17 protein-coding genes are annotated in these 21,462 nt (G+C 68.9%); 9 read left to right on the forward strand and 8 right to left on the reverse strand.

Annotated elements, in window-relative coordinates:
* Positions 1 to 342: 342 nt before the first annotated feature.
* Complete coding sequence (locus ABVF28_RS05045; RefSeq protein WP_371029694.1) at positions 343 to 2,064, reverse strand: phospho-sugar mutase; 1,722 nt, start codon at positions 2,062 to 2,064, stop codon at positions 343 to 345.
* The gene (locus ABVF28_RS05050; protein ID WP_104313025.1) at positions 2,064 to 2,894 is read right to left on the reverse strand and encodes a purine-nucleoside phosphorylase; all 831 of its coding nucleotides are present in this window, start codon (positions 2,892 to 2,894) and stop codon (positions 2,064 to 2,066) included. Before ABVF28_RS05050 ends, ABVF28_RS05045 begins: the two co-directional genes overlap by 1 nt.
* A gap of 128 nt (positions 2,895 to 3,022) precedes the next feature.
* Here ABVF28_RS05050 and ABVF28_RS05055 point away from each other — a divergent pair, with 128 nt between their 5' ends.
* The gene (locus ABVF28_RS05055; RefSeq protein WP_104252218.1) at positions 3,023 to 4,471 is read left to right on the forward strand and encodes an NAD(P)H-quinone dehydrogenase; all 1,449 of its coding nucleotides are present in this window, start codon (positions 3,023 to 3,025) and stop codon (positions 4,469 to 4,471) included.
* A gap of 179 nt (positions 4,472 to 4,650) precedes the next feature.
* Positions 4,651 to 5,199 (forward strand): YceI family protein, encoded by a 549-nt coding sequence (locus tag ABVF28_RS05060; protein WP_371029695.1) that lies wholly within the window; start codon positions 4,651 to 4,653, stop codon positions 5,197 to 5,199.
* A 58-nt stretch (positions 5,200 to 5,257) separates the two neighbouring features.
* On the opposite strand, the gene ABVF28_RS05065 is transcribed toward ABVF28_RS05060, so the two are convergent.
* Both ABVF28_RS05065 and ABVF28_RS05070 read right to left on the reverse strand, forming a co-directional pair.
* Positions 5,258 to 6,022: a sulfite exporter TauE/SafE family protein gene (locus tag ABVF28_RS05065; protein ID WP_371029742.1), complete on the reverse strand. Its 765-nt coding sequence runs from the start codon at positions 6,020 to 6,022 to the stop codon at positions 5,258 to 5,260.
* A gap of 129 nt (positions 6,023 to 6,151) precedes the next feature.
* Positions 6,152 to 7,936: a biotin carboxylase N-terminal domain-containing protein gene (locus ABVF28_RS05070; RefSeq protein ID WP_371029696.1), complete on the reverse strand. Its 1,785-nt coding sequence runs from the start codon at positions 7,934 to 7,936 to the stop codon at positions 6,152 to 6,154.
* Between the two features lie 363 nt (positions 7,937 to 8,299).
* Here ABVF28_RS05070 and ABVF28_RS05075 point away from each other — a divergent pair, with 363 nt between their 5' ends.
* Both ABVF28_RS05075 and ABVF28_RS05080 read left to right on the forward strand, forming a co-directional pair.
* Positions 8,300 to 10,033 (forward strand): ABC transporter ATP-binding protein, encoded by a 1,734-nt coding sequence (locus ABVF28_RS05075; protein WP_371029697.1) that lies wholly within the window; start codon positions 8,300 to 8,302, stop codon positions 10,031 to 10,033.
* Complete coding sequence (locus tag ABVF28_RS05080) at positions 10,030 to 12,102, forward strand: ABC transporter ATP-binding protein (RefSeq protein ID WP_371029698.1); 2,073 nt, start codon at positions 10,030 to 10,032, stop codon at positions 12,100 to 12,102. The genes ABVF28_RS05075 and ABVF28_RS05080 overlap by 4 nt, the downstream gene beginning before the upstream one ends.
* A 276-nt stretch (positions 12,103 to 12,378) precedes the next feature.
* Here the strand turns inward: ABVF28_RS05080 and ABVF28_RS05085 are convergent, their stop codons facing one another.
* Positions 12,379 to 13,440 carry an SDR family NAD(P)-dependent oxidoreductase gene (locus ABVF28_RS05085; RefSeq protein WP_371029699.1) on the reverse strand — a complete coding sequence of 354 codons (1,062 nt, stop codon included), beginning with the start codon at positions 13,438 to 13,440 and terminating at the stop codon, positions 12,379 to 12,381.
* 123 nt (positions 13,441 to 13,563) lie between these two features.
* On the opposite strand from ABVF28_RS05085, the gene ABVF28_RS05090 reads away from it, so the two are divergent.
* Positions 13,564 to 14,118: a TetR/AcrR family transcriptional regulator gene (locus tag ABVF28_RS05090; RefSeq protein ID WP_371029700.1), complete on the forward strand. Its 555-nt coding sequence runs from the start codon at positions 13,564 to 13,566 to the stop codon at positions 14,116 to 14,118.
* 6 nt (positions 14,119 to 14,124) lie between these two features.
* Here the strand turns inward: ABVF28_RS05090 and ABVF28_RS05095 are convergent, their stop codons facing one another.
* Positions 14,125 to 14,613, reverse strand: coding sequence for a MarR family winged helix-turn-helix transcriptional regulator (locus ABVF28_RS05095; protein ID WP_104312826.1), 489 nt, complete (start codon positions 14,611 to 14,613; stop codon positions 14,125 to 14,127).
* Between the two features lie 108 nt (positions 14,614 to 14,721).
* On the opposite strand from ABVF28_RS05095, the gene ABVF28_RS05100 reads away from it, so the two are divergent.
* Entirely contained in the window at positions 14,722 to 15,282 is a 561-nt protein-coding gene (locus ABVF28_RS05100) for a hypothetical protein (RefSeq protein ID WP_371029701.1), read from the forward strand.
* A 42-nt stretch (positions 15,283 to 15,324) separates the two neighbouring features.
* On the forward strand, positions 15,325 to 16,323 hold the full coding sequence (locus tag ABVF28_RS05105; protein ID WP_371029702.1) for a hypothetical protein: 999 nt from the start codon (positions 15,325 to 15,327) through the stop codon (positions 16,321 to 16,323).
* A gap of 36 nt (positions 16,324 to 16,359) precedes the next feature.
* Here the strand turns inward: ABVF28_RS05105 and ABVF28_RS05110 are convergent, their stop codons facing one another.
* Both ABVF28_RS05110 and ABVF28_RS05115 read right to left on the reverse strand, forming a co-directional pair.
* The gene (locus ABVF28_RS05110; protein WP_371029703.1) at positions 16,360 to 18,420 is read right to left on the reverse strand and encodes a glucose PTS transporter subunit IIA; all 2,061 of its coding nucleotides are present in this window, start codon (positions 18,418 to 18,420) and stop codon (positions 16,360 to 16,362) included.
* Positions 18,421 to 18,585: 165 nt separating this feature from the next.
* Positions 18,586 to 19,236, reverse strand: a complete 651-nt coding sequence (locus ABVF28_RS05115; protein ID WP_371029704.1) for a nucleoside triphosphate pyrophosphatase — start codon at positions 19,234 to 19,236, stop codon at positions 18,586 to 18,588.
* 201 nt (positions 19,237 to 19,437) lie between these two features.
* On the opposite strand from ABVF28_RS05115, the gene ABVF28_RS05120 reads away from it, so the two are divergent.
* Positions 19,438 to 20,094 carry a putative glycolipid-binding domain-containing protein gene (locus ABVF28_RS05120; RefSeq protein WP_371029705.1) on the forward strand — a complete coding sequence of 219 codons (657 nt, stop codon included), beginning with the start codon at positions 19,438 to 19,440 and terminating at the stop codon, positions 20,092 to 20,094.
* Positions 20,095 to 20,141: 47 nt separating this feature from the next.
* Positions 20,142 to 21,419 carry a class I SAM-dependent RNA methyltransferase gene (locus tag ABVF28_RS05125; RefSeq protein ID WP_371029706.1) on the forward strand — a complete coding sequence of 426 codons (1,278 nt, stop codon included), beginning with the start codon at positions 20,142 to 20,144 and terminating at the stop codon, positions 21,417 to 21,419.
* Positions 21,420 to 21,462 lie beyond the last annotated feature (43 nt).

A 21,462-nucleotide genomic window follows, 5' to 3' on the forward strand; every position in this document is an offset into this window, starting at 1 on the left:
TCGGGATGGGTTTCGCGCACGCGGATGGGTTGCAACCCACCTTGAAGCGTGGAACCCATCCCGAAACGCCGCTGTCGGGCGAGCAGGGAGCGCCGGGCAGGGAAGGTCGCCTCGGGCCGGGAAGCTCGCGACGGGCCCCGTCCGCGCTTTCGGGATGGGAACCTCGCTTCGTTGTGGGAAGTTTCCCGCAAGACTGCGAGGTTCCCATCCCGAAGTGGATGCGAGGCGCGGGATGCGGCCGGAAGGTTCGAGGGAGAGGCACAGCGGCGCAAGAACGACGGGAGCCCCTCGGGATGGAAGGATCTCCATCCCGAGGGGCTCCCGATACGTGCGCTGCGGTGTCTACGCGGTGGTGAGGGTGATTCGCAGGGCTTCCCCGGCGCGAGCGGCCTTCGATTCGGCGTCGGCCGCTCGTTCCGCGGGCGAGCCTTCCTCGCTCGACGCGTCGACGTAGACCTTGATCTTGGGTTCGGTGCCCGACGGGCGCACCATGACGCGGGTGCCGTCTGCGAGCTGGTAGCGGAGCAGGTCGATGGGCACCTCGTCGCCGGACAGGTCGCCGGTCTCGAGCACCTCGACACCGCCGACCTCGCTCGGGGTGTGGCTGCGCAGCACGGCCATGACGCGTGGGATCTCGGTGATGTCGTCGAAGCGCACCGACACCTGTGTCGACACGAACGTGCCGAACCGCTCGGCGAACGCGTCGTCGTGATCGATGAGCGAGCGTCCCTCGGTCTGCAGGCCGATGATGAGCTCGAGGATCGCGACGGACGCCGAGATGCCGTCCTTGTCGTGCACGGTCTCGGGGTTGACGAGGTAGCCGAGGGCCTCCTCGTAGCCGTAGAGGATGTTCGGGGCGCGCGAGATCCACTTGAATCCCGTCGGGGTCTCGGCGTAGTCGAGCCCGTACTCGTGCGCGATGCGCCCGAGCGCCGGGGCGGAGACGACGGAGGTCGCAAGCGTGCCGTGCACGCCGTCCGCCTTCGCCTGCTCGGCGGCGCGCCAGCCGAGGATCTTGCCGATGTCGTTGCCGCCGAATCGGCGCCACCCGGCTGCGTCCTTCACTGCGACCGCAAGACGGTCGGCGTCGGGGTCGTGGGCGATGACGAGGTCGATGCCGGCCGCATCCGCCGTCTCGTAGGCGAGGTCGAGGGCGCCGGGCTCTTCGGGGTTCGGGAAGTCGAGGGTTGGGAAGGCTCCGTCCGGCTCGACCTGCTGCGCGACGACCACCGGTTCGGCGATGCCGAGCTCGGCGATGACGGCGCGGAAGGTCTCCCATCCGACGCCGTGCAGGGGCGTGTAGACGAAGCGGACATCGCTCGGCGTTCCGCGCAGCAGCGCAGCGGTCGCCGACACGTACTCGCTGACGATCGACTCGTCCGCCGTGGCGTAGTCGCCGGACCGCGGGATCTCGGGCACGGTCGTGCCGGCCGCGACGGCGCCGATGGCCGCGGCGATCTCGGCGTCGACGGGTGCGACGATCTGCGAACCGTCATCGGCGCCGCCGAGGTAGACCTTGTAGCCGTTGTCCCACTTCGGGTTGTGCGAGGCGGTGACCATGACGCCAGCGGATGCGGCGAGGCGGCGGACCGCGAAGGCCAGCACAGGCGTCGGCAGCTGCCTCGGCAGGATCGTCGCGGCCACGCCTGCGGCCTGCATGATCTCGGCGGTGTCCTCGGCGAACCGCTTCGAGTTGTTGCGGGCGTCGTAGCCGATCACGATGGATGGCGACTCCTCGCGCGCGAGCAGGAAGTCGGCGAAGCCACGCGCGGCCTGGGCGACGAGCACCCGGTTCATGCGGTTGGGTCCGGCTCCGAGCCTGCCGCGGAGACCTGCGGTCCCGAAGGCCAGACGTGCCGAGAACCGGTCGTGCAGGTCGCGCCAGGCGATCGCTCGCTCGCTCGTGTCGGTGTCTTCGATGGCGGTGAGCTCGGGCGAGACGTCGCCTGCGGCGTCGAGCAGCTGCTGCAGCTCGGCGCGCGTGACCTCGTCGGGGTCCTGGTCGCGCCACGCGATCGCGTTGTGTCGCAGGGCGACCTGGAGTTGGCGTGCGAGGCCGCTCATCAGAGCTTCACCACGATCTGCGACAGCAGCTCGGCGAGGTCGGCTTCTGCCGCCTTGCCCGCCTCGAGCACCTCGGTGTGGCTGAGCGGGTTCGGCGAGACGCCGGCGGCGGGGTTCGTGATGAGCGACATGCCGAGGACCTCCATACCCGCCTCGCGTGCGGCGATCGCCTCGAGCGCGGTCGACATGCCGACGATGTCGCCGCCGATCGTGCGCGCCATCTTCACTTCGGCGGGTGTCTCGTAGTGCGGGCCGCGGAACTGCACGTAGACGCCCTCGTCGAGTTCGCGCACCGTGAGCGCCAGCTCGCGGAGGCGTGCGGAGTACAGGTCGGTGAGGTCGATGAAGGTCGCGCCCTCGAGGGGGGAGTCGGCCGTGAGGTTGATGTGGTCCGAGATCAGCACCGGCGTGCCGGGGCCCCACTCGGGCCGCACCCCGCCTGCGCCGTTCGTGAGGATCATGACGGAGGCGCCGGTGGCGGCGGCGGTGCGCACGGAGTGCACGACCCGGCGCACACCCTTGCCTTCGTAGTAGTGGGTGCGCGCGGCGATGACCAGCGCGTGCTTGCCATTCGCGAGGCGGATGGAGCGGAGGGTCCCGGAGTGACCGGGGATGTCGGACTTCGCGAACCCGGGCACCTCGTCGGCCGGGATGGTCGCGATCGTCTCACCGAGCAGGTCGGCGGTCTGGCCCCATCCGCTGCCGAGCGTGAGCGCGATGTCGTGGCGTTCGACACCCGTCTTCTCGGCGATGACCGCGGCAGCTGCCTGCGCGAACTCGAAGGGTGAGGTGGCTGGGTCGTCGATCGAGGCTGCTTCGTGCGTAGACATGCTCACCAGCGTAGCGACCGTGGCGCGGCGAACGGGGAGCAAGGGCTGATCAACTCCGCGCGTGCCCGGAAACGGCTCGGATACCGGCCCGGTTTGGCGGGTTCATGCGGGAGGAGGAGAATGGGCTCATGGCCACGCCTTTTGATCGCAAGCACCGCATCGTCGTCGTCGGCGGGGGGCCAGGCGGGTACGAAGCCGCATTGTCGGCCGCCCGCCTCGGCGCGGAAGTCACTCTCGTCGAGCGCGTCGGCGTCGGCGGCTCCGCAGTCCTCACCGACGTCGTTCCGTCGAAGACCCTCATCGCGAGTGCGGAGGCTGCGACGGCGATCCGCGAGTCCGGCGAGCTGGGCGTGCAGTTTTTCGCGAAGGGTGACAGCGGCAAGCCGCTGAAGCCGGAGGTGGCGGTGAACCTCTCGAAGCTCAACAAGCGTCTGCTGCGTCTCGCTCAGAACCAGTCGGATGACATGCAGCGCACCCTCGAGGCGGCGGGCGTCAACGTCATCCAGGGCGAGGGCAAGCTCGACGGCAACTCGGCGGTCACGGTGGGCACGGGCTCCGGTGGGCAGGACTTCGATCGCATCGAGTTCGACTCCGCCGTCATCTCGGTGGGCGCTCGCCCGCGCACCCTCGACTCGTGCAAGCCGGACGGCGAGCGCATCCTCACCTGGACTCAGCTGTACAACCTCAAGGAGATGCCGAGCCATCTCATCGTCGTCGGATCCGGTGTCACGGGCGCCGAGTTCGCCTCTGCCTACTCGGCGTTGGGCGCGAAGGTCACGCTCGTCTCGAGCCGCGACCGCGTGCTTCCCAACGAGGACGCGGACGCGGCTGACGTGATCGAGGACGTCTTCAAGCGGGGCGGCATGACAGTTCTGTCCAAGTCCCGCGCGGCGACCGTCGTCCGCGACGGCGACGAGGTCGTGGCGACGCTCGACGACGGGCGAGAGGTGCGCGGCTCGCACTGCCTCATCGCGGTCGGCTCCATCCCGAACACTTCGGGCATCGGCCTGGAAGGCGCCGGCGTCGAGGTCACGCCCTCCGGCCACATCCGCGTCAACCGCGTCGCCCGCACCTCTGTGCCGAACATCTACGCGGCGGGCGACTGCACGGAGTTCTTCCCGCTCGCGTCCGTCGCGTCCACGCAGGGGCGCACGGCGGTCTTCCACGCGCTGGGTGACGAGGTGCGTCCCATCAACCTCCGCAACGTGGCGTCGAACATCTTCACGTACCCGGAGATCGCGACCGTCGGCTGGCAGCAGCGCTCGATCGAGGACGGCACCCGGGAGGGGCGCGTCTACAAGCTGCCGCTGAGCGAGAACCCTCGTGCCAAGATGCAGGGTGTCCGCGACGGCTTCGTGAAGCTCATCGCGGGCAACGATCTCGGCACGGTCATCGGCGGCGTCATCGTCGCGCCGCGCGCTTCAGAGCTCGTGCTGCCACTGTCGATCGCGATCGAGCAGCGCCTCACGGTCGACCAGGTTGCGCGCGCGTGGGCCGTCTACCCGTCGCTCGCGAGCAGCATCTCGGATGCGGCGCACGCCATGCACGTGCCCTACTCGGAGCAGACGAAGAGCTAGGCGGCCTCTGCGGGCGCTCGCTGCTAATCCGCATTCTCCTTTTCGCCCGCCGCCAGCGTTTTGGCGGGGAGTCCCGTCACGCGCAGGTATCGTGCCGATTGGCTGCGCGTTGTGCGTGGTTCCGCGTCTTCCTGCTTCTGGCGGGTGCGTGGCTGGGGGGAATCCACGATTGGGGAGCGATGATCGATGTCGAGCAAGTGAATGGAGTATGGGCGTTCGACCCGGAGCACACCCGTATCGGGTTCTCGGCGCGTCACGCCATGATCACGACGGTGCGAGGGGCGTTCAATGACGTCGAGGGCGAGCTTCTGGTCGACGCCGACGACCTCTCGAGGTCCGAGGCCACGCTGACGGTGAGAGCGTCGAGCGTCGACACCCGGAACGCGAAGCGTGACGAGCATCTGCGCAGCGCGGACTTCTTCGACGTGGATCGCTGGCCGGACATCACGTTCGTCAGCAGGAAGATCGAGGAGATCGACGAGGGCTCGTACGCCGTGACCGGAGATCTCACGATCCGCGACGTCACCCAGGAGGTCATGGTGCCGATCTCGTTGGTCGGGGTCGAGACGGATGCGTTCGGCGTGCTCCGAGCGGGCTTCGAGGGGAGCCGCCGATTGCGGCGGCGCGACTTCGGACTCGAATGGAACATGCCGCTGGACTCCGGCGGGGTGCTCGTGTCGGAGCGCATCACGTTGGAGTTCGAGATATCGGTCATCAAGACCGAGTAGTCGGGCCCGCACGGAGGTCGACGATCCGCAGCATCCCCCTCTGCGGATCGCGGTGCGCTCAGCCGCCGAAGTACTCGTTCCAGATGTCGATGGCGAGCTTGACGAAGAGCACGCTCACGACGATGAGGAAGACCCAGCGGATGAGCTTGCTGCCGCCGCGGATGGCGGTGCGCGCGCCGATGTAGCCGCCGGCGACGTTCGAGACTGCCAGGATGGCGCCGAGGCCCCACAGCACGTACCCCTGTGGCGCGAAGAACAGCAGCGCGCCGAGGTTGGTGCCGAGGTTCACGATCTTCGCCTTCGCGCTGGCCTGCAGGAACGAGTAGCCGAGCAGCGACACGAGGGCGATGACGAGGAACGAGCCGGTACCCGGCCCGAGCACGCCGTCGTAGACGCCGATCGCGAAGCCGATGAGGCCCGCGACGACGTGGTGCTTGCGGCCCTCGTACTTGAGCTTGTCGAGCTGCCCGACGCTCGGCTTGAAGGCCGTGAAGATGCCGATGCCGAGGATCGCGACGGCGATGATCGGCTTGAACGCGGCGGCCGGGATGCTGGAGGCGAGGATCGCGCCGCCGTACGCGCCGAAGAGCGCGATCGCCGCCATGGGCAGCGCCGTGCGGAGGTCGGGCTTCACGCGCCGGAAGTACGTGATGGAGCTGGTCGTGGTGCCGGCGATGCTGCCGAGCTTGTTCGTCGCGAGCGCCTGCACGGGCGTGACGCCGGGCAGGGTGAGGAGCATCGTGAGCTGGATGAGCCCGCCGCCCCCGACCACCGCATCCACCCAGCCGGCTGCGAAGCCGCCGGCGATGACGAGCGCCAGCAGCCACCCGTTGAACCCCTCGAGCCCCGTGAACGACTCGAGCCAGCTCGGGTCGGACGCGGCGAGCGTGGCGTCGAGCGGAGGCGAGAGCAGAGCGGAGGTCAGCAGGAAGGCGTCGGGCACCTGTCGAGGCTACTCGGCGTCGGCGAGCTCGAGCAGCTTCGTGCCGCTCGAGACGGTCTCACCCGCCGTGCCGGTGATGGCCGCGACGACGCCGTCGCGCGGAGCCTGGATGGGCTGTTCCATCTTCATGGCCTCGAGCACGACCAGCAGGTCGCCCTTGACGACCTTCTGGCCCTCTGCCACGGCGAACTTCACGATCGTCGCCTGCATGGGGGCGGTGATGTCTCCGCTCGAATGCGTCTCGACGTTGGTGTGCGTGCGACGCTTCGGGGCGTGGCCCGCCATGGTGCGGCCTGCGCCACCGTGGCCGGCACCCGTCACTGCAAGCAGGCGCTCGGGGAGGGACACCTCGAGGCGCTTGTCGTTGACCTCGACGACGACGTTGCGCCGAGCGATGGGCTCGTTGACGTCGCCTGCCTCGCCGCCCCACGGCTCGAGGGTGTTGTTGTACTCGGTCTCGATCCAGCTCGTGTACACGCCGAACTCGCCGTTCTCGGCCGTGAACGCGGGGTCGCGCACCACGGAGCGGTGGAACGGGAGCACCGTCGGCATGCCGTTGAGCTCGAAGTCCTCGAGGGCGCGGCGTGAGCGCTCGAGTGCTTCCCCGCGGGTGGCGCCCGTGACGATGAGCTTCGCGAGCAGCGAGTCGAAGGCGCCTGAGACCATGTCGCCCTCGCGGACACCCGAGTCCACGCGAACGCCGGGGCCGCCAGGCACACGGAAGGTCGTGATGGTTCCGGGAGCGGGGAAGAAGCCGCGGCCCGGGTCCTCGCCGTTGATGCGGAACTCGAAGGAGTGGCCGCTCACCTGGGGGTCGTCGTAGCCGAGGGCCTCGCCCTGCGCGATGCGGAACTGCTCGCGCACGAGGTCGATGCCTGTGACCTCTTCGGAGACGGGGTGCTCGACCTGGAGGCGCGTGTTGACTTCGAGGAACGCGACGGTGCCGTCGGCGGCGAGGAGGAACTCGCAGGTGCCCGCGCCGACGTAGCCGACCTCCTTGAGGATGGCTTTCGAGGCGCGACGCATCTCAGCTTCCTGCTCGGCCGTGATGAAGGGGGCGGGGGCCTCTTCGACGAGCTTCTGGTGGCGGCGCTGCAGCGAGCAGTCACGGGTCGAGACGACGACCACGTTGCCGTGGGCGTCGGCGAGGCACTGCGTCTCGACGTGGCGCGGCTTGTCGAGGTACTTCTCGACGAAGCACTCGCCGCGGCCGAAGGCCGTGATGGCCTCGCGAGTGGCCGATTCGAAGAGCTCGGCGACCTCCTCGCGCTCACGGGCGACCTTGAGTCCGCGTCCGCCGCCGCCGAACGCGGCCTTGATGGCGACGGGCAGACCGTGCGTGTCGATGAAGGCGAGCACCTCGTCCGGGCCCTCGACGGGGTTGAGCGTCCCTGGGGCGAGCGGTGCGCCGACCTTCTCGGCGACGTGGCGGGCGGTGACCTTGTCGCCGAGCGCCTCGATGGCCTCCGGGGAGGGGCCGATCCAGGTGAGGCCCTGGCCGATGACGGCGCGAGCGAAGTCGGCGTTCTCGGCCAGGAAGCCGTAGCCGGGGTGCACGGCGTCAGCACCGGAGCGGCGCGCGATGGAGAGGAGCTTGTCGATCACGAGGTACGTCTCGGCGCTGGTCGCGCCGCGCAGCGCGTAGGCCTCGTCAGCGAGGCGAACGTGCGGTGCGTCGCGGTCCTGGTCTGCGTACACGGCGACGGAGGCGATACCCGCGTCTCGAGCAGCTCGTGCGATGCGTACGGCGATTTCGCCACGGTTGGCGATGAGCAGCTTCGAGATTCGCGACATGGTTCCTAAGCCTATTGAGGTCGGGGCGGCCGGATTTGGCTCGATTCGACAAACTTATCCGGAGAAGGTTGTCAGATGCGCGCGGTTGGAGGTTCTCACCACGCCGAGGTGCTGTCAGTTGGGCGACATTGGCGGCGCAACACATTCCCATGGGGTGGGAAGCCGATTGCAGGTGATGTCACCTCGTGCTTAGCTACAGGGCTGCGGTTTTTTGCCCAGCCAGGCACCTAGCCAGCAATGGTCATTCGTGCCAGGTCCGCTCCGGGCCCGCCCACATTGCCGTCCACTCCGCGTCTTCGGTGACGCGCATCCACCACGTTAGTGGATGCGCCGTCGAAGAGGCCTCGTCGTTCCGGAGAATCGATGCTCGGTAAGCTCCTCGCCCGTTATCTACGGAAGTACTGGCCGCTCCTCGCGGGTGTGCTGGTCTTCCAGTTCCTTCAAGCGCTCGCGTCGCTGTACCTGCCGCGACTCAACGCCGACATCATCGACAAGGGCGTTGCCAACGCCGACACCGACTACATCTGGTCGACCGGCGCCGTCATGCTCGCCATCTCGCTCGGCCAGATCACCTGCTCGATCATCGCGACGGTCTTCGCCGCCCGCGCCGCCATGGCGCTCGGCCGCGACATCCGCGCCGACGTCTTCGCCCGGGTCAGCAGCTTCTCCGAGCGCGAGGTCTCGCGCTTCGGCGCGGGCTCGCTCATCACGCGCAACACGAACGACGTGCAGCAGGTGCAGATGCTCGCCATGATGGGCTCCACCATGCTGGTCTCAGCCCCGATGCTCGCGATCGGCGGCATCATCATGGCCCTGCAGCAGGACGTGGGCCTGTCCTGGATCATCGGCGTCGCGGCACCCGTGCTGCTCCTGCTGGTCGGCATCATCATCAGCCGCATGGTGCCGCTGTTCCGCCAGTTCCAGGTGAAGCTCGACAACATCAACCGCATCCTGCGCGAGCAGCTCACCGGCGTGCGCGTCGTGCGCGCGTTCGTGCGCGAGCCCATCGAGGAGAAGCGCTTCGAGGTCGCGAACAACGACCTCTTCCTGCTCGGCAAGCGCGTCGGCGACCTCTTCGTCACGCTCTTCCCGCTCGCCATGCTCGTCCTGAACATCACCGTGGTCGGCGTCATCTGGTTCGGCGGCATCCAGGTCGACCAGGGCACGGTCGAGATCGGCACGCTGTTCGCGTTCATGGCCTACGTCATGCAGATCCTCATGGGCGTGCTCATGGCCAGCTTCATGACGATCATGATCCCGCGCGCCGCGGTGAGCGCCGACCGCATCTCCGAGGTGCTCGCCACCGAGTCGACGCTCATCATGCCGGCGCACCCGGTGACCGACTTCCCGGAGCCCGGCGTCATCGAGTTCGACGACGTCGAGTTCACGTACCCGGGCGCCGACGAGCCTGTCCTCACCGGCATCTCGTTCCGCGCCGCCCCCGGGGAGACGGTCGCCGTCGTCGGATCGACGGGTGCGGGCAAGACGACGCTCGTGTCGCTCATCCCGCGCCTGTTCGATGCGACGGGTGGCACCGTCAAGGTCAACGGGGTCGACGTGCGCCAGGCGGATGCGGAGCTCCTGTGGGGCGGCATCGGCCTGGTCCCGCAGCGCCCGTTCCTCTTCACCGGCACGATCGCCTCCAACCTCCGGTACGGCCGCGAGGCCGCGACGGACGACGACCTCTGGAAGGCGCTCGAGATCGCGCAGGCCACGGCGTTCGTCCAGGAGAAGGACAAGCAGCTCGAGTCGCGCATCGCCCAGGGCGGCACGAACGTCTCTGGCGGGCAGCGCCAGCGACTCGCCATCGCTCGCGCGATCGTGCACGAGCCGCAGGTGTTCGTCTTCGATGACTCCTTCTCGGCGCTCGACCTCACGACCGATGCCAGGCTGCGCCGCGCCCTCTGGGAGCAGCTGCCGGGCGTCACCAAGATCGTGGTCGCCCAGCGCATCTCGACCATCGTCGACGCCGACCGCATCGTGGTCCTCGACGACGGTCACATGGTCGGTCTCGGAACGCACGACGAGCTGCTCGAGAGCTGCACGACGTACAAGGAGATCGTGGATTCCCAGCTTGCAGTGGAGGCACAGTCATGAGCCGTGACGCAGAGAACCAGAAGCAGGATGCGAAGGCATCGCGCGGCCGCGGTCGCAAGGCCAAGGAGGTCGTCGAGAAGGTCCTGACGGAGGAGGAGCAGCTCGAGCTCGAGCTCGCCGAACAGGCTCGTCAGTCGTCCGGCGACTGGGACAGCGTGGCTCCCGGCAAGGCGAAGAACTTCGGGCAGAGCTTCGGCAGGCTGCTCGGCAGGCTCCGCCCCTACCGCGCGGCACTCATCATCGTGTCGTTCCTCGGCGCGGTCGGCGTCGTGCTCTCGGTCATCGCCCCGCGCGTGCTGGGTGAGGCGACGAACCTCATCTTCGAGGGCGTGGTCTCCAGCCAGCTGCCTTCGGGAGCCTCCAAGGAGCAGGTCGTCGCGGGGCTCCGCGACTCCGGCCAGACGCAGTTCGCCGACATGGTCGCGGCCATGGACATCACCCCGGGCGAGGGTGTGAACTTCGAGCGACTCGGCATGGTGCTGCTCTCCGTGCTCGCGCTGTACGTCTTCTCGGCGCTGCTCATGTGGCTGCAGGGCTACGTCATCAACATCATCATGATGAAGGCGATGTACAAGCTGCGCGAGGACGTCGAGCGCAAGATCAACGCGCTGCCGCTCAGCTACTTCGACCGCGTGCAGCGCGGCGAGCTGCTGAGCCGCGTCACGAACGACATCGACAACATCACCCAGACCATGCAGCAGTCGCTGTCGCAGGTCGTCACGAGCGTGCTCACCGTGGTCGGCGTGCTCGTCATGATGTTCTCCATCTCCTGGCAGCTCGCGCTCGTCGCGCTCGTCACGCTGCCCCTCATGGGGGTCATCTTCGGTGTCATCGGGCCGAAGTCGCAGAGGAACTTCGCCGAGCAGTGGAAGAAGACGGGGCGCCTCAACGCCCGCGTCGAGGAGTCCTTCTCGGGTCACGCACTCGTCCGCGTCTTCGGACGTGAGCAGGATGCGCGTGAGCAGTTCCAGGTCGACAACGAGCAGCTCTTCCAGGCGGCCTTCAAGGCGCAGTTCTGGGCGGGCGTGATGATGCCGGCGATGATGTTCATCGGCAACCTGTCCTACGTGGGCATCGCGGTGCTCGGTGGCCTCATGGTCGCGGGCGGCAACCTCCGCCTCGGTGACGTGCAGGCGTTCATCCAGTACTCGCAGCAGTTCACGCAGCCCCTCGCGGAGCTCGGCGGCATGGCCGCCGTGCTGCAGTCGGGCACGGCCTCGGCCGAGCGCGTGTTCGAGCTCCTCGACGAGGACGAGCAGGAGCCCGACTCGAAGGATGCTCTCAAGCCGGCGAACGGCGCGGGGGAGATCGTCTTCGACGACGTCACCTTCTCGTACACCCCCGAGCAGAAGCTCATCGAGAACCTCAACTTCTCGGTCGAGCCTGGCCAGACGGTCGCGATCGTCGGGCCGACGGGTGCTGGCAAGTCGACGCTCGTGAACCTCATCATGCGGTTCTACGAACTCGACGGCGGGCGCATCCTGCTGGATGGGCAGGACATCGCCGAGCTGCGGCGAGATGACGTCCGCAGCCGCACCGGCATGGTGCTGCAGGACCCGTGGCTGTTCGCCGGGTCGATCCGCGAGAACATCCGCTACGGGCGCCAGGACGCGACCGACGAGGAGGTGCTCGCGGCTGCGACCGCCTGCTACGTCGACCGCTTCGTGCATTCCCTCCCGGAGGGGTACGACACCGTGCTCGACGAGGACGCGTCCAACGTCTCCGCGGGGGAGCGTCAGCTCATCACCATCGCGCGCGCGTTCGTCTCCGACCCGCAGGTCCTCATCCTCGATGAGGCGACGAGCTCGGTCGACACCCGCACGGAGCTGCTCCTGCAGCAGGCGATGGCGGCACTCCGCCAGGGACGCACGAGCTTCGTCATCGCGCACCGTCTCTCCACGATCCGCGACGCCGACCTGATCCTCGTCATGGAGCACGGCTCCATCGTCGAGCAGGGGACGCACGACGAGCTCGTGAAGCAGGGCGGCGCGTACGCGAGGCTCTACAACTCTCAGTTCGAGCAGGCCGTCAGCGACCTGGACGTGGAGGAGCGCACGCTCACCTCGTAGTCCTCCACCGTTTCGGGATGGGTTCCGCGCTTCCGGATGGGTTCTTTCCCATCTCGAAGTGCGAAACCCATCCCGAAACTGCGTTCAGGGGTGTCGGGGCGACGGATGCGGCTAGACGAGCATCTCGTAGACGCCGGAGCCGATGAAGACCAGCGCGATCACGACGAGGCCGATCCAGAAGAACTTGCGCGTGCGCGTGACGGGTTTGCTCATGGGGGAAGCCTACGTGCGGGGGAGTGCCCACCGTGCGTGCGGCGGGCACTCCCTGCGGCGGGCCTACGCGGCCGACCAGCCGCCGTCCGAGGGGAGGATGACGCCGTTCACGTTGACGCCGTCGTCGCTCAGCAGGAAGGTGATGGATGCGGCGAGGGCGGTTCCCGTCGTCGGCGTCGGCATGATCGCCATGCCCTGCTGCACGCGCTTCGCGCCGAGCTCGGAATCGAAGCGCGCTTCGATGTTGGTGGCGACCCCGCCGGGTGCGACGGCGTTGATGCGGAGTCCGCTCGGGCCGTACATGAAGGCGCTCGACTTGGTGAGGCCGGCCACGGCGTGCTTCGACGCCGTGTAGGCGGCGCCAGCAGCCGACCCGCGGAGGGCGGCCTCGGAGGCCACGTTGACGATCGCGCCCTTGCCGACGGCGAGCATCGCCGGGATCACGGCGCGCATGAGCTTCATCGTGCCGGTCACGTTCACGGCGAAGACGCGGTTCCAGATCTCGTCGCTGACCTCGCCGACGGGCGTCATGTTGTCCATGATGCCGGCGATGTTCGCGAGGCCGTCAACCTGCGCACCGGCGGCCTCGACGATCTGGGCGACGCCCGCGTCGTCGGTGATGTCGGCCGTGAGCGTGACGATGTCGGCGCCCTCGTGCTCGGTGACGAGGGTGGCGAGGCGTTCGGCGGAGACGTCGACGGCGATGACCCTCCCGCCTTCGCGGGCGATGCGCGACGCGGTGGCCTTGCCGATGCCGGACCCTGCGCCCGTGACGATGACGGTCTGGCCGGCGAATCGTCCGCCGGTCACCGCCTCGAGCCAGGCGGCGGCGCGGGGCGCGCGCGGCGCGTCGAGGTCGGCGACCGGGCCGAAGTCGCCGGGGGAGGCGGGGGTGACCTCGCCGCTGTTGACGCGCGCGATCATCGCATCCACCATCTCCTGGGGGAACTTGCCCTGGCTGAGCTCGACGAGCTGCGAGAGGGGCACGCCCGCGACGGGCGAGAGGGAAGAGGCATCCTGCCCGCCCTGAGCGAGGATCTCGCGGATCACCACGCCGCCGGTCGGATCGGTGAGCCATTCGCCGATGGTGTTGTCGGCGGTCAGGGGGTTCGCGCTCGAGGTCATCTGGGTGCCAGCTTTCTGCTCGGTCCGCCGCTCGCCGCTCGCCGCTCGCCGGAGCCCCGAGTCAGGCGGTGACAGCGCCGGCTCGAACGAACCGGACAACGCTGTCCGGATTATGCTATCCCGGTGTCGACTCCAGCGAAAGCCAATCGGGGACCAAGCGCGGGGCCCGAGAATCGCCGCGCCCTCATCGAGGCCGCGCGAGTCGTCTTCGCCGAGGGGGGAGTGGATGCGCCGCTCAGCGCCGTCGCCAGGCTGGCCGGCGTCGGCCAGGGCAGCCTCTACCGGCACTTCCCCACGCGGGGCGCACTGGCGCTCGCGGTGTTCGGCGACGCCGTCGTCGAGCTGGAGGAGCTCATGCAGTCGCCGAGCGCTGGCCTCGCGGACCTCCTCGACCTCATCGTCCAGCAGATGCTCGTGTCGGTCGGGCTCATCCAGCTCACCCTGACGGACGTCGGCGACGCGCACGGCTCGACGGTGCGCGACCGCATGCTCACGGTGCTCGACATCGCCCTCCCGCGGGAGCGCTCGGCCGGCCGGGTCGGGAGCGACATCAGCGCGGAGGACGTGCTCCTGCTGCTTTCGATGCTCGCCGGGGTGCTGCCTCGCACGCCGCGCGGGGAGCGTGAGGCTCTGGCTCGCCGATCCCTCGAGCTGTTCTGGCGGTCGCTCGCGCCCTGAGTGAGGTCAGGCGCCGACCGCGCCGGCGCCGTCCGTCGCGTCTGCTCCGTCTGACAGCTGGCGGAGCACGCGGCGGATGCCCTCGAATCCGAGCACGAGGCCCCGCAGCTCCTCGTCGCTCAAGTGCGCGGCGAACTCGTCGGTGTCGGTCCGGAGCCCGAGGAAGCGCTCGTGCAGCCGAATGGCCTTGCGAGTGGGCGTGAGGTGTCGGATGCGCCGGTCGGGCTTGCCTTCGGTGCGGGTCAGGAGGCCGAGCTCGACGAGCTTGTCGATGCTCGCGGAGGCGGTGGGGACGGCGACCCCGAGGTGCTCGGCGGCCTGCGAGATCGTCGTGACGGTGCCGGTCGTGACGAGGAAGACGGTCTTCAGCTGCTGTGCGGTGATGTCGAGCTCGAGGAAGGGGGCCATGTGTCTGGCGGAAAGCCCGCGGGTGAGTTCGGCTCGGACGTCGTTCAGCTGTGTGAGCAGCTCGTCGCGTGAAGCGTCTGCTTGCATGGGAACCTCCTGAGATTGCCAAGCTTCACTCTAATAGTGAGGATGCACCTAAGTATAGTTCGGGGTGCAGGCGCCCGAGCGAGCGCGCCGCGGAGAACGGAGTCGATCATGACCAACGAGATCTGGTGCATCGCCGGCGGCGAGAACGGGGCCGACCGGCGCCTCGCCGACGCCCTCCTGCGCGGCGGCAGCACGGTTGCCATCGTGGGGCGCGACGTCGCGCCCTTCGCGCTGCTCGTCGACGACTATGCCGACGCGATCATGCCCGTCGAACTCACCGCGACAACCCCCCAGGCGCTCGCGGAGCTGCGCGAGAGCATCGAGTTGAACCTCGGCGAGGTCACGCACTTCGGCGTGCTGGTCGGTGAGCTCGGCGAGGGGACCGCCGAGCAGGTCGCGGAGCGTCTCCTCGGCAAGCTCCAGGGGGCTGGGTCCCACGGCGTAGCGCGCGTCGCCGAACGAGCGCACCGCTGGCCGGCCGACGCGCAGCTCATCCTCGTCCGCGAGGCCGCGGCCGAGATAGAAGCCGCCGACCAGCTCGCCGAGAACGCCGACATCGAGGAGCGCATCCGCGTCGCCGCTGAACAGTCGGGGCTCCCCGTTCCGGCTATCTGCGTCCGCACCCTGGAGGAACTCATCCGAGGCGCAGCCGTCGTCGCGCCGCGATGACCCGAGATGGGGTCGACGCCGTCTGACGGTTAAGCTGACCCGGTGTCCCCCCGCGCCGAGAACCTCCTTCGAACCCTGCTGTCCCGCGCCAAGCGTGTCGTCGGAGCGCCCGCGGACGAGCCCCCGCTGACGTGGGCCATCAAGGTGCCGGCTCCAGATTCCCCGGAGGGTGACGTCTGGGGAGACGTGTTCTACGCGGACGACCTCGCGGCCGCCCTGCGCCGCCTCGGGCAGACCGTGTACGTCGACCGCTGGGAGACGCGCAACCGGCCCGACCCGAGCGTGCAGGACGATGTTGCCGTGCACCTGCGTGGGTTCCACCGCCCCGAGCTCGTCGACGGAGCCGTCAACATCCTCTGGATCATCAGCCACCCGGACTGGGTGAGCGAGGAAGAGCTCGACCTGCCCTTCGACCTGCGTCTCGCCGCGAGCGTGCCATGGGCTGCCGTCATGTCGCGCCCGGACCGCGAGATCCGCCCCCTGCTGCAGGCCACGAACGCCGACCGGTTCACGCCTGAGCCTCAGCCGGACGACCTCGAGTCCGGAGTGCTGTTCGTCGGGCGCTCGCGCAACGTCTTCCGGCCCATCGTGCGCGACTCCATCGCCGCTGGCGCCGACCTCGAGGTGTACGGCGACCTCTGGGACCAGTTCATCGACGCACGCCACATCACGTCCGAGTACCTCGACAACGCCGCCGCTCCCGGCGCCTACCGGGGTGCACGCATCGTGCTCAACGACCACTGGGACGACATGGCGCAGCACGGTTTCGTCTCCAACCGACTGTTCGACGCCGTCGCCGCCGGTGCCGCCGTCGTCTCCGACCAGATCACCGGTGGGTTCCCCGTCGAGTTCGGTGGCTCCGTGCGCACCTACTCCTCCGTCGATGAGCTGCGTGGTCTCCTCGCGGAAGGGGCGGCCGGATGGCCGACTCCGGAGGAGCGACTGGCGACCGCGCGCAAGGTCGCCGAGTTCCACTCGTTCGACGCACGCGCCCTGACGCTGCTCGTCTCAGCGAGGGAGATCCGCGCCGCGCGGGGCTGACGCGCGCCGTCCCCTGGTCGAGACGAGCGGCGCCAGCTACACGTCGCTGGAGGCGGTCACCTTCGTCACCGCCTCGAGGATCGGCGTGCCGACCTTCCCGTCCCCGAGGCCGACCGCCTCGACCGACGCGAACGCGGCCGCGTTCAGCACGATGACCGGCGTGATGAGTGAGAAGCCGGCCGCCTCCACGACGTCGCGGTCGAACTCGACGAGCACGGTTTCCGGCGTCACCGTGTCACCAGCCTTGACCTTGACGTCGAACCCCTTCCCGTCGAGTTCGACCGTGTCGATGCCGACGTGGATGAGCACCTCCAGCCCGTTGTCGAGCTGCAGGCCGAACGCGTGCCCGGTTGCCTGCGCGACGGCGACCGTTCCGGTTCCGGGCGCGTAGACGACGTTCCCGCTCGGCTTGATGGCGGCGCCGGGGCCCATGATGCCCTGGCTGAAGACGGCGTCCGGGACCTCGGCGAGCGCCACGATCTCACCGTCGAGCGGGGAGAGGACTTCGACGGTGTGCGGCCGCGTCTCTGCCTCGCGGGCGCCGGCCGCCGCGATGACATCGTCCGTGCTCTCGCCCTTCTTCGCGGTCTCGAGATCGGCCACAGGCACGCGGGCCGCCTCGAAGGCCGCCTGCTGCTCGGGGCTGCGGTACCCGGAGAAGATGACCAGGAACATCGCCACGAAGAACGCCGCGCCGACCGCGGTGGCGTACAGCGGGATGTTGTCGAAGGCCGGGATCGTGAGGAGCGAGGTGAAGACGAAGGCGCTCGTCTTGACGCCGCCGCCGATGCCGATGATGACGCCGCCCACGAGGCAGCCGACGAGCATCCGCCCGTAGATGCGCTTGAACCGCAGATGGATGCCGTACAGCGACGGCTCCGAGATGCCGCCGAGGAGGCCAGCTGCGAGGGCGCCCGTGGAGGTCTGCCGCATCTGCGCATCCTTCTCGCGGATCGACAGGTACAGCACACCCGCCGTGGCGCCGAAGCAGGCGAAGTTCCAAGCACCCATGGGGCCTTGGATGTAGTCGTAGCCGAGTGTCTGGATGTTGAGGAGCATGATCGCGTTGATGGGCCAGTGCAGGCCGAGCGGCACCATGAACGGGTAGGCGAGCGGGATGACGATGGCGAAGATGAGCGGCGAGAAGTCGTTGATCGCCCGCAGCAGGTTCGCGAGGCCGGCACCCGTGTAGACGCCGATGGGCCCGATGAGGAATGCAGTGAGCGGGATCATGATCAGCATGCTCAGGAACGGCACGAAGATAAGGTGGAGGTCTTCGGGGATGAGCTTCTTCAAGCCCTTGTACAGGGGCCCGAGCAGCGCGGCCATGAGCAGCGGCGGGAACACCTGCGAGCTGTAGTCGAAGACGGTCAGCGGCAGTCCGAAGATCGGCACGACCGACACCTCGGAGCCGAAGACCTCGATCGGGTCGATGCCGTCGCTGAGTCCTGTGAAGCCGGGCAGCATGACGACGCCCATGATGGCGAAGCCGATCCACGGGTCGGCCCCGACTCGCTTCGACGCGTTGTAGGCGATGTAGAGGGGGAGGAAGACGAACACCGCCTGCCAGCACAGGTTCAGGAAACGCCACGACGGTGGCAGGTCGGTGCGCGGGTCGGCCCAGTTGGGGATGACGCCGAGGGTGCTCATGAGCGCCATGAACGTGATGAACAGGGATGCGCCGAGCAGCGCCCCGAGGATGGGCCGGAACGAGTCGGACAGGAACTCGAAGACACTGTCGAGCCAGGCGAACTTGCCGCGGGGCCCCTTCGCCCTCGCGGCCGCCTTGATGGACGCCGCGTCCTCCGGATCAGCGGGCGCCCCGCCTCCCGACATGGAGGGGAGCGCCTGGATGTCGTTGTAGACGTTCTGCACGCCGCCACCGATGACAACCTGGTAGCGGTCACCCGACTGGGGTACGACTCCCATGACGCCGGGGATGGCTTCGACGGCCGCCTGGTCGATGCCGGATGCGTCGCGAAGCTGGAATCGCAGCCGGGTGGCGCAGTGCGTGAGATTGTCGATGTTCCCGGCCCCACCGAGCTGGTCGACGATCTCCTGGGCTGGCCCAGAAGCTCCTGATGAGTGTGCGGACATGGCAGGACCCCTCCCCTGTGAGGCGTCACCGTTGACGACTCGAGCGCGACGTTACGCCCGGCCTCCGACATCCGCTAGACGTGAGGAGCGTCTGTGCTCATTTTGTGTCCGAATACGCGAGATCACTTGTTCGGGGGATGCCGCGAGCCCGTGGGTCGCGGAGGGTCAGGCCCGGTTCCAGAGCTCCGGCCACTCGACGCCGAACCCGCGTACGAGCCGTCGGAGCGCGGGCAGCGAGAGCCCCACGACCGTCGACGGGTCGCCCTCGATGCGGTCGATGAACGGCGCCCCGAGGGAGTCGATCGTGAAAGCGCCGGCCACGTGCAACGGCTCGCCCGAGGCGACGTAGGCGTCGATCTCTGCGTCGTCGAGGTCGCCGGCGAATGTCACGCTCGCGCTCGCGGTGCTCCCGACCCCGTCCCCGGAAGCGCTCGAGCCGCCACGGCGGTCGACGAGCCAGTGCCCGGACCACAGCGTGCCCGTCTGGCCTCGCTGCCCGAGCCAGCGCTCGCGGGCCGCCTGCGGCTCGTAGGGCTTGCCGTGCATCCGGCCACCGATCTCGAACATCGAGTCGCCGCCGAGCACCAGCCCGTCGAGCGGTTCTCCCGTCGACGGGTCTGGCGCATCCGCGACCGCGAGTGCCTTGGCCCGAGCGAGCAGCTGCACGTAGTCGCTCGGATCGAGAGGGCCCTCGGCGAGGCGGGCCTCGATCACGGCGTCCTCGTCCACACTCGACGGGATGACGACGGGCTCGATGCCCGCCTGGCGGAGCAGCATGAGGCGGGCGGGCGACGTCGAGGCGAGGTACAAGCGCATGAGGCGAGGGTACCGGGGCTGTGGGAGGACGCGGCGGTGGAGGGCACGCGAGACCGCTCCCCGGGCGTTGGTCAGGGCGCGGTCAGCCAACGCGCCAGCTCCTGCCAGAGTGCGCCAAGGCCGCTTGCATACGATCTCTCGCATGCTCATCAGGCTCCGCAGTTCGGCCCAGCGCCCAGATTCCGAGGGGAGGGGCGTCGGGTGACCCGTCTCGAATCGCGGTACCGTGCGCCGAGGCAGACCAGGTTCTCCCGCTCATCGGTGGTGTGGGATGCGCCAGGCGTCGAGGCCGTGTCTGCCCCCGCCACGCTCGCCTGGGTGGCCGAGGCGACCGGCCATGTCGAGTCGGCGAGCGTCGTCGAGAACGCCGTCGGAGCCCTCACTGCGAACTCCCGGATCTCAGCGCCCGTCGCCGGCGCACCCGTCCAGGCGCAGGATCCGGTGCTCGAATACCTGCTCGAGACGGACCCCGTGCTGCGCACCAGGCTCGTCTCCCTTCGCCGTCCCCGCTCAGGGGAGAGCCTCGCCATCACGTCCAATGGCCGCGGCGACTGGCGCGTCGGCGATCGTCCAGCCCCCGAGTTGAGCGGGGCACTGGATGTGGACATCCGCGCGACGCCGCTCACCAACACGCTTCCGATGCGCAGGCTCGGCCTCGAGGTCGGTGAGCAGCGCGAGATCGAGGTCGCCTACATCGACACCGAGACGTTCTCCGTCTTCCTCGACCGCCAGCGGTACCGCCGCCTCAGTCGCACCCGCTACCTCTTCCAAGCAGTCGATGGCTCCTTCGAGCGTGAGATCACGACCGACGAGCAGGGCTTCGTCCTCACCTACCCCGGCCTCTTCGCCCGCCTCTGACCCTCACGCGGAGGGCGGGATGCACGCACCCGGCTAGGCTCGAGCGCATGACCCAGGACGGCACGACCCAGCACCTTTCGGCGGAGATCACCCCAGGCGACGAGGTCGAACTCGAAGTCGGCGACATCGCGCACGGTGGCATCTTCGTGGCTCGCCACGAGGGTCGCGTCGTGTTCGTCGCCGACGCCGTGCCAGGGGAGCGAGTGCGGGCGCGAATCACCGAGGTGCGGAAGTCGTTCGCTCGGGCCGTCGCCACCGACGTGCTGCGCGCGTCCGCCGACCGCCAGGTGCACGTCTGGCAGGAGGCGAGCATCGAGCGAGCTCCGGAGGACCGGGCTGGCGGTGCCGAGCTCGGACACATCCGCCTCGCCCGGCAGCGGGAGCTCAAAGCGCAGGTGCTCAGCGAATCCATGGCGCGCTTCGCCGGCCACGAATGGCAGGGCGTCGTCGAACCGCTGCTCGGCGACGACGAGAACGGTGGCACCCGGTGGCGCACCCGCGTGACCCTGCACGTCGACAAGGACGGCCGCGTCGGCCCGTACGCCGCGCGTTCGCACCGCGTCGTCGAGACCGAGACGCTGCCGCTCGCGCACGGCGACATCGAGGAGCTGGCTCCCCTCGGCGAGCGCCTCGCTGGAACCGGGCGCATCGAACTCGTCGCGCCGGCTGAGCTCGACACGCGCATGCGGACCATCCTCGACGGCGCCCACGGGCGCAAGCCGGGCGTGGTCACCGAGGTCGTCAACGGGCGCGAGTACCGGGTCGACGAAGACGGGTTCTGGCAGGTGCACCGACTCGCCGCCGAGACCCTCTCCAACGCCGTCGCGGACGCGATCGACCCGGCACTTGTCGACGCGGAGGCCGTGAACCTCGACCTCTACGGCGGCGTCGGCCTGCTCGCCGCCGCCTTCGCTCAGGAAGCCGGACCAGGCGCGTTCATCGAGACCGTCGAGTCGAACGCGGCGGCCACCCGCCACGCCGCGGCGAACCTCGCCGAATGGCGCGGCGCGAGCGCCGCGACCGCACGCGTCGACCAGTACCTCGCGCACCTCGAACGTGACGCCACGCACCTCGACCGGGAAGGCATCAGCCGCGGCACGGTCATCCTCGACCCACCCCGCTCGGGTGCAGGCAAAGACGTCGTCGACCGCATCGCCGGCTTCGCGCCAGCCCAGCTCATCTACGTCGCCTGCGATCCAGTCGCCCTCGCACGCGACACGGGCCTCCTCCTCGCGCACGGCTACGCGCTCGAGTGGATGCGCGCCTACGACCTCTTCCCGAACACCCACCACTTCGAGACGATCGCGCGCTTCGTGCGAGCCTGACCCGAACGACGTCGCCACACGCGAAGAACGCCGGGCACTCGCA

The organism is Pseudoclavibacter sp. JSM 162008, assembly GCF_041366455.1.
Lineage (GTDB): Bacteria > Actinomycetota > Actinomycetes > Actinomycetales > Microbacteriaceae > Pseudoclavibacter.